The 14118-nt window shown below is 40.8% G+C and carries 9 protein-coding genes; 5 read left to right on the top strand and 4 right to left on the bottom strand.

Annotation, left to right across the window (positions count from 1 at the left end; translation table 11 throughout):
• The coding region (locus AC5JMK_RS01530) for a type I restriction endonuclease subunit R (protein ID WP_495909221.1) at positions 1–2229 on the top strand (2229 nt) is incomplete at its 5' end.
• Between the two features lie 28 nt (positions 2230–2257).
• Here AC5JMK_RS01530 and AC5JMK_RS01535 read toward each other — a convergent pair.
• Positions 2258–6727 carry a WD40 domain-containing protein gene (locus AC5JMK_RS01535; RefSeq protein WP_096676875.1) on the bottom strand — a complete coding sequence of 1490 codons (4470 nt, stop codon included), beginning with the start codon at positions 6725–6727 and terminating at the stop codon, positions 2258–2260.
• 284 nt (positions 6728–7011) lie between these two features.
• Between AC5JMK_RS01535 and AC5JMK_RS01540 the strand changes: the two genes are divergently transcribed.
• From AC5JMK_RS01540 to AC5JMK_RS01550, 3 genes are all read left to right on the top strand, one after another.
• A complete protein-coding gene (locus AC5JMK_RS01540; protein ID WP_495909222.1) occupies positions 7012–7791 on the top strand; it encodes a cupin domain-containing protein in 780 nt (259 codons plus the stop codon).
• 1089 nt (positions 7792–8880) lie between these two features.
• Complete coding sequence (locus AC5JMK_RS01545; protein ID WP_096676877.1) at positions 8881–9129, top strand: hypothetical protein; 249 nt, start codon at positions 8881–8883, stop codon at positions 9127–9129.
• Positions 9130–9224: 95 nt separating this feature from the next.
• Positions 9225–9464 carry a hypothetical protein gene (locus tag AC5JMK_RS01550; protein WP_495909223.1) on the top strand — a complete coding sequence of 80 codons (240 nt, stop codon included), beginning with the start codon at positions 9225–9227 and terminating at the stop codon, positions 9462–9464.
• A gap of 170 nt (positions 9465–9634) precedes the next feature.
• Here AC5JMK_RS01550 and AC5JMK_RS01555 read toward each other — a convergent pair whose 3' ends face one another.
• From AC5JMK_RS01555 to iscB, 3 genes are all read right to left on the bottom strand, one after another.
• Complete coding sequence (locus tag AC5JMK_RS01555) at positions 9635–10615, bottom strand: peptidoglycan-binding protein (RefSeq protein WP_096676879.1); 981 nt, start codon at positions 10613–10615, stop codon at positions 9635–9637.
• A 206-nt stretch (positions 10616–10821) separates the two neighbouring features.
• The gene (locus AC5JMK_RS01560; protein ID WP_495909224.1) at positions 10822–11121 is read right to left on the bottom strand and encodes a hypothetical protein; all 300 of its coding nucleotides are present in this window, start codon (positions 11119–11121) and stop codon (positions 10822–10824) included.
• A 129-nt stretch (positions 11122–11250) separates the two neighbouring features.
• On the bottom strand, positions 11251–12534 hold the full coding sequence (gene iscB / locus AC5JMK_RS01565; RefSeq protein ID WP_096676880.1) for an RNA-guided endonuclease IscB: 1284 nt from the start codon (positions 12532–12534) through the stop codon (positions 11251–11253).
• 486 nt (positions 12535–13020) lie between these two features.
• Between iscB and AC5JMK_RS01570 the strand changes: the two genes are divergently transcribed.
• A complete protein-coding gene (locus AC5JMK_RS01570) occupies positions 13021–13851 on the top strand; it encodes a PD-(D/E)XK nuclease family protein (protein WP_096676881.1) in 831 nt (276 codons plus the stop codon).
• Positions 13852–14118: the final 267 nt, after the last annotated feature.

A 14118-nucleotide genomic window follows, 5' to 3' on the forward strand; every position in this document is an offset into this window, starting at 1 on the left:
ATCGCGAATTTTTTTCCCTTCTCTCCCTCTTTTTGCAAAATTGGGATGCTCCCGATTTTCCCTCGCTATCACCAGTTGGACGCCGTGCGCCGCCTGATTGCCCATGCCAAAGACAACGGGACAGGGCAAAGCTATTTGATTCAGCACAGCGCGGGGAGTGGGAAAAGTAATTCGATCACCTGGTTAGCCCATCAGCTTGCCAGCTTGCACGATCGCCAAGACAACCGCGTATTTGATTCGATTGTCGTGATTACCGACCGTCGCGTACTTGACCGCCAGTTACAACGCACCATCCGCCAGTTTGAGCAGGTTTCCGGTGTGGTGGAGAACATCGACAAACATTCAACCCAACTCAAAGAAGCACTGGAAGCGGGGAAAAACATCGTTGTCACCACGTTGCAGAAATTTCCCGTCATTGTTGACCAGATGCAAGCCTTATCCGGGAATCGCTTTGCCGTTATCATTGACGAAGCTCATTCTTCTCAAACCGGGGAAAGCAGCAAGAAGTTAAAAGACGTTCTCAGCGCCGCCAGCCTGGAAACTGCCGCAGCCGAAGAAGAAGCGATGGAGGACGATACCGAAGACCGCATTGAAGCCGAAGCCCGCAAACGCGGACGGTTGACGCACCTCAGCTATTTTGCCTTTACCGCCACCCCCAAGCCGAAAACCCTAGAACTGTTCGGCACGAAGCAACCGGATGGCTCGTTTCAACCCTTCAGCCTCTACACTATGCAGCAGGCGATCGAAGAAGGTTTTATCCTCGATGTGCTGCAAAATTACACTACGTACAAAACGTATTTTAATTTACTCAAAACCGTTGAAAATGACCCGCGCTATGACCGCAGCAAAGCCGCTTCCATGCTGCGCTGGTTCGTGGATTTGCATGACCACGCCATCCAGCAAAAAGTAAGTATTATTGTTGAGCATTTTCACCAAATTATTACCGATACCATTGACGGCAAAGCAAAAGCCATGCTTGTCACTCGTTCTCGCCTGCACGCGGTGCGCTACAAGCTAGCGATTGACCAGTATTTGCGGGATAAAGGCTACCCCTACCAGTCCTTAGTAGCATTTACGGGAACGGTGAAAGATGGGGACATGGACTTTACCGAAGCCAGCATGAACACCGCCTCTGCCGGAACGCATATATCCGATCAGGCGACTGCCGAGACATTTAAGCAAGAGCCATACCGCTTTCTGATTGTGGCGAATAAATTCCAGACTGGCTTTGACCAGCCGTTGCTGTCGGCAATGTATGTGGATAAAAAACTAGGTGGGGTAAACGCGGTACAGACCCTTTCCCGCTTGAATCGTACCAACCCTGATAAAATCAGTACCGTGGTGCTGGATTTTGCCAATGAAGCGTCGGTGATTCAAACCGCGTTTGAGCAATATTACGATCGCACAATTTTGACTGAGGAAACAGACCCCAATATTCTGTACGATGTCCAGTTTCAGTTGGACGATTCTCATTTCTACGACGAAAATGACATCACCACCTTTGCAAGAGTATATTTCAGCACTAAAGGCACTCAGGACAGGCTTCATGCTGCTCTCGCTTCCGTAATTGACCGTTACCGCGAAGCCACGGAAGACCAACAGTTTGATTTTCGCAAGAAACTGGGCGATTTTATCCGACTGTATGCGTTTATTTCTCAGTTGCTACCCTTACCTGATGCCGATTTGGAGAAATTTTACGAATTTGCCCGTCACCTCATCCGCAAACTGCCCGTTTCTAGTCAGCGTTTACCCTTAGATGTGCAGCAAAATATCGAACTCGAATCCTACCGAATTCAACAAACGCACAGTGGCAAGATTAAACTAGAACGCGGTGTCCGCGAGTTATCCCCCATCACAGCAGTAGGCACAGGTAGCCCCTTTGTTGAACAATTAGAAGCCCTCTCGCAGATTATTCAGGAAATCAATCAACGCTTTGGCACGAATTTTTCTGATGATGAACGTGTTTTTATCGAACGTCTGGAACTCAAGCTAGATGAAAGCAAGCCTCTGCAAGCAAGCACGCGGGTTAATTCTCCTGAAAATATCCGCCTGACGTTCAATAATATCACCAGTGATTTGATGCAGGAGATGATTGAGACAAATTTCAACTTTTACAGACAGTTCAACGATGACCAGGATTTTGCAGAACTGCTGATGAGCTTTTTGTTCCGGCGGTATATGGACAGAAGAAACAGTCCGGGGGATGGCAGAGCAGGGATGGGGGGATAATTTAACAATCAGATTCGTTGACATGGCTTCACTCTACACCCATCTCAATAGCTCCCAAAGCTCTAAGGTTGGCTCTTTGGTCTTCCGTCAAGCCAACAACAGCAGTGATGTTCATTCCCTCATAAGGTTTAGAAATTTTTAAGGATAAAGGTAGTTCTGATTCACCTTTATGCATGTTTCTCAGGCGAATCATTCCATCATGAATACCACTAGCTATTAACTGTCTATCTGGACTAAAGGCAATTGATAAGACTTCATCAGCATCTTCCTCAAAAGACTTGATGAGTTTATGTTCATGAATATTCCATAGAAGTATCATCCCATCTTGAGAGCCACTGAGAAGTGTATGTCCATCTAGGCTAAAAATAACTGAATGTACCCAATTTTTATGTTCTGTTATAGTTTCGATGCACTCACCTGTTTGCATTTCCCAAATCTTCACAGTGCAATCATTACTACCACTGGCGATGATCTGGCTATCTGGACTAAAGGCGATCGAGCGGACTAAATTATTATGACCCTGCAATATCTTAATATTTTTGCCTGTTTGAACATCCCAGATTCTGACAGTGTTGTCATCACTGCCACTAGCAAGTAGCTGCCCATCTGGACTGAAGAGAACCGTTCGTACCCAATTTCCATGACCGCGTAATATTTTTGCAGGTGTACCCCTATGAACATCCCAGATTCTGACAGTGTTGTCATCACTACCACTAGCAAGTAGCTGACCATCTGGACTAAATGCAACTGACCTCACCCAGTGATTATGAGCTTCAAGAACTCGGAGGCATTGTTTACCCTTAGTGTGCTTGAGATCCCATATTCTGATTTTGTGATCGTCACTGCCGCTAGCAAGCAACCGACCATCTGGGCTGTATGCCACTGACCAAATGCGACTAGTATGTCCTCTGAGAGTAGTGGCAATCTTGCCAGTACAGATATCCCATATCCTAACAATCTTGTCTTCACTACCACTGGCAAGGTACTTACTATTAGGACTAAAAGCAACTGACAAAATCCAATTAGAGTATCCCCTGACTGTACTCAGACATAGACCCGTTTTAGCATCCCAAGTTTTCACGGTTTGATCGTCACTTCCACTAGCAATTTGCTCTCCATCCAAACTAAAAGCAACTGACCAAACTCGATTATCGTGTCCATATAAAATATTGCGGCATCGATTAGTTTGAATATCCCAGATTCTGACGGTGTTGTCATCACTACCACTAACAATTCGTTGTCCATCGGGGCTAAAAGCTACTGACCTTACCCAGTTCTCATGTCCTAGCAAGTTTGTGCAACATTTTGTTGTGCGAATATCCCAAATTCTGACGGTGTTGTCATCACCACCACTAACAATTCGTTGTCCATTGGGGCAAAAAGCTACTGACCTTACCCAGTTTTCATGTCCGGTTAGGGTTTTGAGGCAATTACCCGTGTTACTATCCCAAAGTTTGATGGTTTTATCCTCACCACCACTTGCCAGCAGTTGACCGACAGGACTAAATGCTACTGACCAAATCTTACCAACATGTCCTGTCAAGGTTTTTAAATTCTTACCAGTATCAACATCCCATATTTTTATGGTTCCATCTTCACTACCACTAGCAAGCAACTTGCCATCATGACTAAAGGTAACTGAACGTACACAACTAATATGTCCTTCTAATGTGCAGAAGAACTTACCAGTTTTAATATCCCATATCTTGACACTTTGGTCGTCGCTGCCACTAGCAAACCTTTGACCATCGGGGCTGAAGGCGATCGAACGAACCCAGTGATTATGTCCTTTACAAATCGAACGTCTTTGTCCCTGAAACAGGCAAATTTCCCCATTAGAAGAACCGATCGCCAGAAATTCTCCACTGAATGCAACTGACAAAATGCTACCAAAGGGTTCTTTAAAAAGAGAATCATCTAAGTAAGCACCTGTGAAGTTGGTATTTTGCAAGTTGGCATGGGTTAAATCAGCACCTTGAATGACGGTATGGCTCAAATCTTGTCCTGCTAGAGCCTCTGGATCAATTTGCAAAAGAAGTGTCACAGTATATCCAGCCACATAACCTACTTCTTTTTCTGTCTTCCCACGTGTGGCTTTAATTATCTTCAGCAAGCGATCGCCAGCAATTTTCGAGCGGTCAAGCATATGTTCGAGCAAGTTGAGAACTGCTTTTGTTAAGTCTCTTTGTCTGTTTGTCAGTTCTCCGAATTTAAAAGCATCAAATAAACGGTTCGGTGATAAAGTCGAAAATTCTTTCAGTGGTGCAATGGGTATGACTTTACCCTGTTCATCCACTTGACGTTGAAAATAAGATAACCAAGTATACGCTTGAGGAAGAGCTTTCTTATCTATATGTAACGACTCTGTTGCTAAATTAACAAAATCAGGAGCTAATACTCCCAGTTGTGCAGCTAGTTTGTAAGCGATAAAAAATTCTATAAAGGAGCGATGCGCGAGTTCGTAGTCACCATCAGCATTTCGAGTTAGCATAGACTGACCCATCATGTCATAGCTCCAGTGGTCAATCTCTTCTGGCTCTTGGACAACAGCACCAAATAGTTGACGAATCCGATCTGGGAACTTGCGATAGTTCAGCTGCATTTGATCGGTAACGAACATTTCCCAAGACAGTTCACACAGAAAATACAGCTTATCAGCAGCAGAAGTAAAGGTGCGCTCTGCTTTGATATCCCGGGCCATTTTCTCTCGAACAGCTAACAGATAGATGTGAGACAAGTCTACTGGCTGACCTAACTCAATTTTAGGTAGTGCATCCAGTATCAAGTCAATCATTACAGGTCGTCTCGCTAAATCCAAGAGTTTATTGTTTCTCATGACCTGTTCTACGATCGCATCTCTTTGTGCTAAAGTTTTATGTTGCAGCCGGGAGCAAAGCATTTGACGAATTTGGTTATCACTGAGGGTCTGTAATTCCAATACTTCAAATTGGGGACCCAATTTTCGAGTCGAGGTTGGTTGTCCTGTTTCTATAGAATTTAATAAAGCTGCATTCAGCAGAGAGTGACCTTTTTGTAATTTAGGGAGATGCTCTGCACGACAAGTGAGAATTACCTTAGCTCCTGTTTCGACAACTTTAGCTAGCTCCCAAAAATTATCAATGACTTTGCGGCGATCTACTTTACCTGCCATTTCATCAAAACCATCAAAAATGAGCAGGAGCTTGCCCATACTATTAAGTTGTTTGAAGACTAAATTAGTCAGGGGAATATTGTGTACGGAGAAGAAGAACCAAGCTAGAACATTCTCTACATTTAGTGCTTTAGTATAATCCCGCAGAGGAATTAGTAAAGGTAATCGAGGTCTAGTTTTACCCTGTAGCTTGGCTTTTTGATACCGTTTTAAAGCAGTCCAAGCGTAATGAAATGCAAACCAGGTTTTACCTGTACCAAATTCTCCCAAAATAGATATGTGTTTCTTGTCTGGATCATCTAGCCAACGATCTATATAGCCATCAATCCAGCCATCTGCCTCAGTGTAACAACTGACGATTGGTTCCCCTGTGATTGGGTTGACTCCTTCTTGTTTAACACAAGCTAAAGGAACATAGGTTTTGTCATTAATACCTCGCTTCCTGAGTTGTTCCTCTAACCATTTAAAATACTGGCTAAAATTGACCCCTTCATCAATCAGTTCATCGAAGGTATAACAAAATAGTTCTAATTCTCTGTGTTTTCTGTACTCTGCGATCGCTTCACTGACAGCATAACTAAATTTAAGTTCTTTGTTTTCTTTATACTGTTGAATAGCTTCACGCGCTGCACGACTAATCCGCAGGTCAGCAACCAACCATGCTTCATTGGGTTTGTACTCTAAGACTGCTTGACATAAACCATCCAGGTGATTCAGGTTAACCTCTCCTTCCACACCTCGTGCCAAAATGCGATCGTATCCTCCCCGCTTGGGAATATGGATAATCATGTCAAAGAAGTCATCTTGCCTTATTCCACCAGGTATGAACTCATAGCCCAAAGCTTCAAACCAGCTTCTCATTTTCTTCTCAAGATGGGAAGATTGTTTGGAGTCAGTTCCTTGAGAAAAGAGGCTTTTCTCCTCTTGATTTTGAAAATTTGCATATGAGATTTGAGACGACCAACCTGCTTTACTATCAAAGGTGTCTGATTTTATCTTTGACTTGGATAAGTCTGATTCATCTGATACTTGAGACACAAGGTTGATATCATCGATAATTTGCGCTTGTAAGGCCGCATTGTGACTTAACAATGCCCTTTGTAGAGCAGCGCGAAAATTTCTCTTGCTGACTTCTTCACCCAAAGCCTCTGAAAGCAACTTCCAGAATTTATGGCTGACATCTCCTTTCAGATAGTTGGGTTTATAGGGTGAGCCTTTTGCCATCTTTTCATAAGTTAAACCCTCCCAAGAACCGCGCAGTACAGTCAGTTCTGGGTCAGTCAGCCTCCTACCTTTGGCTTTATATACTGCTGACTCTACAATCTCGATTACATCTTGAAAATTCATGAGACTGTGGAATGATTAGGATTTTTTATCATGATAAAGCATGAATTGCTCTAAAAATACTTTTTGGGTAAATATACTTATAGATAATATGTTCTCCATAAACATATCTTTATGAATTTTTTAGTTTCTTTCTGATTATTTCTAACATCAAATGATAGCAATACTGTTATTATTCGACTCATGCTAAGACTGGTGATTGTTACTGAGACACCTTGACAATAATTTTACCGGTTGTTTTTAATAAAAAAGCATGTAAGTTGATGTTTTACAAGGATTTTATTGTCATGAAAAATTATGCTTTCGCAGGATTATATGGCGACAGTAAGCATTTCCTATCAGTTCCTCCTGATGATGGAATGCTAGTGGACTTGTCAAAAGACAAACATCCAACACAATTGTATGGGTGGGGATACACTGGGAAAACTCTGAATTTAAGCGCACAAGGAACTTATTTCGGGTTTGTTGTTGATGGTCAAACTGATGTGATTTCCTATCATGCAGGATTTGAACTAGCCTTTACCCTTACCAAAGGTATGTACTTTAGTGTTCCTGGTGCTGTGTCTGTTCGGGGTGGATGCGGAATTGCGATCGCCAGTCTAAACTATCGTGGGATGTTTATGGTTGGGGGACCAATTGAAGAAAAGGGTAGATTGTGTTACATGGATGGTTGCTCTGATTCCCTGTTGATCCCACCAACGATAAAAGGCGATCCCTGTCTCAATCATTTACACTTCCCACCTGGTATTAGCCAGACACGACACACTCATCCTTCTATCAGAATTGGGGTAGTTACGAGTGGTGAAGGACATTGCGAAGTCCCGGAAAATGAAGACGGAACTGGAGCAGCTATTGAGATACCCTTGAGTCTAGGTCAAATCTTTATCATTCCACCTGAAGGACATCACAGCTTTTTTACTAAGGACAATACGCTGGATATCATTGCATACCATCCTGATAGTGACATCGGACCAACTCATGATAACCATCCGATGATCAACCGGACTTATGTTGATGGCGTATCGGTTAGGGAAATTGAGGAAATCAGAACGAAGATTATTGTTTGATAAATTACGCAGGAGAAATCTATGTTGTTCATTTTCATCGCTAGCGTCAAATTATTGCTATTTGTTATTGCTTGCGTGTGGATTGTTACATTAATTCTAGGTGTTATTGAGACAGCCTCTAGATCAGATAGAAATAGAGTTATTAATCTTTTGAACCGTATTTTGAACCGTAACTCTAGAGTTAGACACTCACCTCTGTTGAGACTCAGGGAGATTTGCGAGTTTTGGTTGCCAATACTAATAGTTCTAAATGTGTTACTAACCCTCTTTGAGAAACTATCCAGTTGCCAAATATTACTAACCCTCCTTGAGAAATTATGTAATTGCCAATGCTCTTAGAAACACTCACAATTTCCCATAATTTTAAGAATAACTGACTTTAGCATACTTTTGCAACAAATCTTAAACATGAAAAAACTTGTTATTACATGTTGCTTTTTCATGAGATTGAGTTTAAACTGAATATCAAGTCAGGCTAAAACCCTGATTTGACCAATAGAGACAAAGTAGCCCCATGTTAGAAGGACTTTTCGGGACTCTTCAAACATATCTACCGAATGAATATCAAGGTTCAATACCACGCAAATTGATTGTAGAGTGCAACATGATGAGGAGTGGTAAAGTCCCGGAGTTCCTAGTTACTATAGTGGGGCATCCGAATAAAGATTTTCGATTTCAAAAAGCAGAAGTAGACACCTATATTTTGAGACGTCAGCTGCTGCTGAAACCTTGTGGTGTAGTGTTAATGGAGAACAGAACCACTGCGATTGATTGTTTAGAAGCAGGTTTACTAAATATTCTTCAGACCAGTGGTTATGGAGATGTAACCCTCATATTTCATAAGGGCTTTTTTCTTTGTAAAGTAGCGTTCTCTTATCGAAGAAGTCTTGGAAACTAGCTTAACAATTAAGAGTTTTACCCTTTGAAATATCAAGCAGTTATAAAACTGATGGTGGGGATTGAAAAAAAGAATAAATTTTGACTATCCAAAGAGAGTTGAATACCAACCCAGGGACTAGTTTACGTGGAGTACCACGCGACTAGTCTCTTGTTTTTTTCAAAGAAAAACATAGTAGGAGATTATTTCTCATGGACTGTAAATATAAAGACCATCCTTTTCCTCCTTGTAGATTTGAGCAACATCCACGTAATCCTAATATTTATTTTTGTCCCCACTGTCGAGAATCTTATGATGTGCGGGAAGTAGGAAATCAATTTCCTACCTGGTTACTGTTGATGATTGCAATAGTCATTTTAATGATTGTTGCTGGTAATCCTAAATCTCTTCCGTCTCATGAGGAAAATATTCCCACTCCTAACCCTAGTCAACTTGAGTAAGACTCTTGTATTTGCTACTCTCCCTTACTGTAGTTGAGGGTGCATTCCATTACAACATTTGACTTTTAAGTAAGGTTAAATAAGGGCAAAAAACCATGAAAACTAATCTACAAAACGAATATAATCTGCTGTTTAAGTTCGCCGTTAAGGGACTCAAGTATTTTGTATTAGCATTAGTTGGCTTTGCGATCGCCTATGTTATATCTACAGTGCTTAACGCTGTCCCTATTGTCCAGATGCTGCTATCGCCAAGTTTATGGCAATGGATGATGCGTATAGCTGTTTTCATTTTCTGTATGTTCGCGATCGCTATAATTTTAGATTCTTGGCGATAGCATTTTGTTGAGATTTTGCCTTTCAAATGATTTAAATAAGTTAGTAGTGAGGACTTTAGTCCTCACTACTAACCTTTGGTTATTTGCGCTGTTTTATTTATCTTGGCTGAGTAGAATTCAGCCAAGAATTAACTTTTCACAGCATGTTGAAAAGCTAATAAAAATTTGCTTTATTTTGCAGGATATTTCGCTAAAAATTCATCACCAGGAATCACTGTGGTATGAAATAAATAGTCTTTGTTTTTCTGGTAACGTATATCTTGTTTAACAATTGCCATGAATTCTCTATGACCATCGCGAGTACGCCCAACTAAACACCCTGCACTAGCACCTTTAATATTAGTACGAGGATAATCAAATCCCCAGTGTTGGTTGATATCAAAGACACCTGTGTCGAGAAAATCGCCAGTTCGCATCATGTCTTTATTTTTGTCGCGATATACAGAAATAGGTGTCTTTTGAACTAAGGCTTCATGTGGATCTGAACCACCTCCGTAATGAATGCCTACTGCCCAAGCTTTATACTGTCCAAAGGCTATTCTGGCAGCTCCATATTCTTTTGCTCTACCTCCCATAGGATTGTTAGTGAAACTAGTACCAGGTTCTGTTGTCCCTTCCCAATTACCTCTGATTACTGGTCTAAAATCTGCATCTGGTATTTCAATTACTACACGGCGATCATTGAATTCGTTGGGAGCATCACTATTTTGAGTTCCATCTGCATTCATTCCCTCAACATAGACAATGTTGTACTTTTTGTCCCCCACAGATACGCGGTAGTTCATCTCTACCATATATTTAATAAGTCGAGCTGCTAGGTTATTGAGAGAATAATCGATTTTAGGTGCAGGAATATCACTTGGTTTGCTTTCTATTAAAGCTTTAGCTGTTGCTAAACCTAGAAATCCTTTCTCTTGAGCAACTTCTGGACGAATTGCAGAAATAGCTACTTGAAATTCCACAAGTGCGTCACTAGAAATACGTCCAAATTGTCCATCCGCAGGAGGATCAAGAAATTTCAACCAAATCAGTACCTGTTGAATATGGGTTGCTAGTTCTTTATCAGCAGCGATCGCTTCAATTCCATAATCTAAAGAACTTTGATTTTCTTTAGCTTGTTTACTGGCTTGATAGAAATTTTCTAAACGCATAATATTTCATCCCCTGGTCAAAAACTAAAATTAAGTTCTAGTTACTTAATAAAACAATGCTCATTTCAAGAATTACGCATTCGCATAAATTTAAATTGTTTGCAGAACAAAATAGCGGATCAGTTAATGAAGAACTTATCCTGAGCAGCTTGGCTGAGTTATGGAACAACCTAATTTAGGCTAATTAATTAGCAAACTCAATAAAACTAATCTTGTTCTATAACCTTTGCATATGCATCAAAAATAAAATGCTCATCTCGATTCGCTTTACTTTTATCAATCCACTTTACCCAATAGTGTCTTTCTTCATATCCGAAATCTAAAATTGGATATTCTCCAGGCTCAATATCGACTAGAGCTTCTTTTGGTATTTCAGATGATTGTTCTGTAGAAGGTTTCAAGACTGTTTTTTGAGTGACTTTCAGAAGATATTTTTTCCCTTCAGCAGGTTTTGGTTCATCTGCGTCTGATTCTCCAATTAATCCATCTTTGATAGCTTCAGCCATTTTTTCAGCATTGAAGTAAGAAGCCTGCCCAATCTTGGAGGGGACAATGCGACGGGTATCAAGCCCCCGCTATTTTTAGAGGAGAATTCAAATGAGAGGAACAGTTGAGTAATTCCCAATTTCTTGGGTTTAAGTTGCATATGAGTAACCATCCTTTGCATGAATGCGTTTACAAAACTTGTGCGATATTCCTTGAACTAGTCCATCCTTGGTTGAGATATTAAAACTCCCAGTAGCACGAGTTGCAATTCTTCCAACGTATTCGCCTACTTTCTTGCCACTAGTTACAGCAGCTTTAACAATATCGCCAGTTTGAAAACCAAAGTGAAATTTAGTTCTGGAACAGTGACGATTCGGAAATCCAAATTTGTCAGTTCGGCATGATTGGCGAGTACCATGACCATTGCCTGTAATCAACAATGGTTTAACGCCTTTAATATTAAGAATTGGTGTTGACGAACCAACGCAAGCAGCATCTAACCAGTGAGATTTTTCTAAATTTTGTTGATTACGATTGAACTTTGTCAATCCACCTGAACCCGTTTCTACTGGTAATCCAGTTGCTTTTAGAATTTTCAGCAGTGCAAATCTAGTAGTGTTTACTGCCGCCGCATCCGCCAATGGTATGCAGGCTTGTTTCAAGATTTTCTCTAACCTGATTGGCTCTTTTTTGAGAAATTCTTTAATATCTTTAGTGCCTTTTTTGGTGTTGCATTTAGAACAACTTAGAGTGAGATTTGTAATAGAATTAGAACCTCCTTTAGCTCTTGGATGAATGTGTTCTATCTGAAGTGCAATGTCTTTTACTCCGCAGTATGCACATTGCCTATTCCACTTTTCTAATAGATATTCCCTAGTCTCGTAACCAGCTAATGTACCTTGTTGATATTCCTTGCCTTGAATATCTCGATTACGCATTAACTGCATGTCAAAGCGCACCAATTCTTGACTTATAGCTGAAATGGAAACAAGTTTACGTAACTTATTAACCCAAGTTTTGATATTCTCAACCCGACTTTGTAAACTAGGTGCTAACCATCCTTCTGGACGTGTTCTGTTTAAGAATCTTGGTTGACGGTATCTAGTTTTACGATTTCGTCTACTTCTGCGAAGTTGTCTTCTAGAAGTTAAAGAATCTCGAATTGCAAAGCCTCTATGCTTTAATTCCGCAGCAAAGACAACTTCACCAGATGAGTCGTTAACTAATGCAAGTCCAGTATGTTTTGCACCAGGATCAATCTTTAATCGTAGTCGTTGAACCGGGGCATCTGAACGTGATTCTTTTAAGATTAATGTGAACGGAAATCGTCTAAAAAATACTGCTTTTTTGTTTCGTAATAACTGCCTTGCCTGTGCGCTATGTATTGGATCTAATGGTCGTTTTTCTGAATCAATTACAAACACTTTGGACACGAAGTCCCTCCTTGCGGGTAAAGTTAGCCTTGACAATGATTTAAAGGCTTTTTACGTCAACGACACTAGCTTCAACCCAATATGCTTGTTTAATCGTTGACCTCAGAGCTACAAACTGGCTTCGTATTTGTAGGTGAGATCACCTAAAAATCGTAGTGATTTAACACGCTTGTCGGGTAAACTCTGGGCTTTAAAGCCCCCACTGGAACGGTATCCCGTTCAGTGGTGGGTAGTTTACTTTTCAATTCCCAGCTTTTTGCTGATTTAAAGTATTTTATATTTAACAAGTACTATAACAGGGCTGTATCATATTTAACCTAAAATTAATCTAAAGTTCGTATGGATTGAAATGAAGCGGTGCGCTAGAGACGATACTCCTTTGGAGTCGCTACGCGATGGTGCATTAGACCCTCAAAGGAGCTTCCCGAAGGGTAGCACCCGCCTAACGGCGATCCCACCTTTTGCAATCAAGGCTAATCTAAAAGAATGCTATCCACTCAAACTCAACTTTTGCGACTTTCCCAAGGACAACTTAACCTGCTAGAACGTTGTCCGCGTCAGTTTCAACATACCTACTTAGAACAACTATATTCTCCTACTGATCCAGAACGGGAAGAACACCAGACTTTAGGGAGTCGTTTTCACCTGCTAATGCAACAGCGAGAGATCGGATTACCTATTGATGGTTTTTTGCAGACAGATACACAACTACAAAGTTGGATGACAGGTTTTGCAAACGTGGCACCAGACATATTAACACCTATTAGTAATAGTCAAATTTTTCGCGAAAGCGAACATTACCGAACCTTACAAGTTCAAAATTATTTACTGACTGTTGTCTACGATTTACTCATTGCAGATAATCAGCAAGCACAAATTTTCGACTGGAAAACTTATCCCAAACTTCCTAATAAACGTAAACTAGAACAAAATTGGCAGACACGCCTTTATTTGTATGTGTTAGCAGAAACTAGCGATTATCTACCAGAAAATATTTCCATGACATACTGGTTTGTTCAATCTGAAGGTCAACCACAAAGTATTAAATTTAGCTACAATGATATCCAACACAAAAAGATTGCCAAGAAACTCAAACAATTATTAAGTAAATTAACTCATTGGCTAGAAGATTATCAGCATAAACAAGATTTTCCACAAGTTTTAGAAGGTAGTAAAACTTGTGAATACTGTCAATTTGCGAAGAGATGCGATCGCATTTATCCTGTTACCGCACAAATATCAGAAGAAAACTCTCCGACCCAAGATTTAGATACTAACCTCATGAATATCGATAGCATTCAAGAAGTATCTTTATAAAAGAAATTGTTGGAGGTTGTTTGAAAAGTAATTTGCTGTGATTTTAAGCACTTGCTGATCCCCAAGGCGGAAGTTGCTACAAGCTACGCGAAACACGCAAACGTGAAGACGGAAGTTGCTGCAAGGTAGACAGAAGTTGCTACAAGCTACGCGAAACACGCAAACGTGAAGACGGAAGTTGCTGCAAGGTAGACGGAAGTTGCTACAGGCTGCGCGAAACACGCAAACGTGAAGACGGAAGTTGCTGCAAGGTAGACAGAAGTTGCT

The sequence above is a fragment of the Pelatocladus sp. genome (assembly GCF_059505505.1).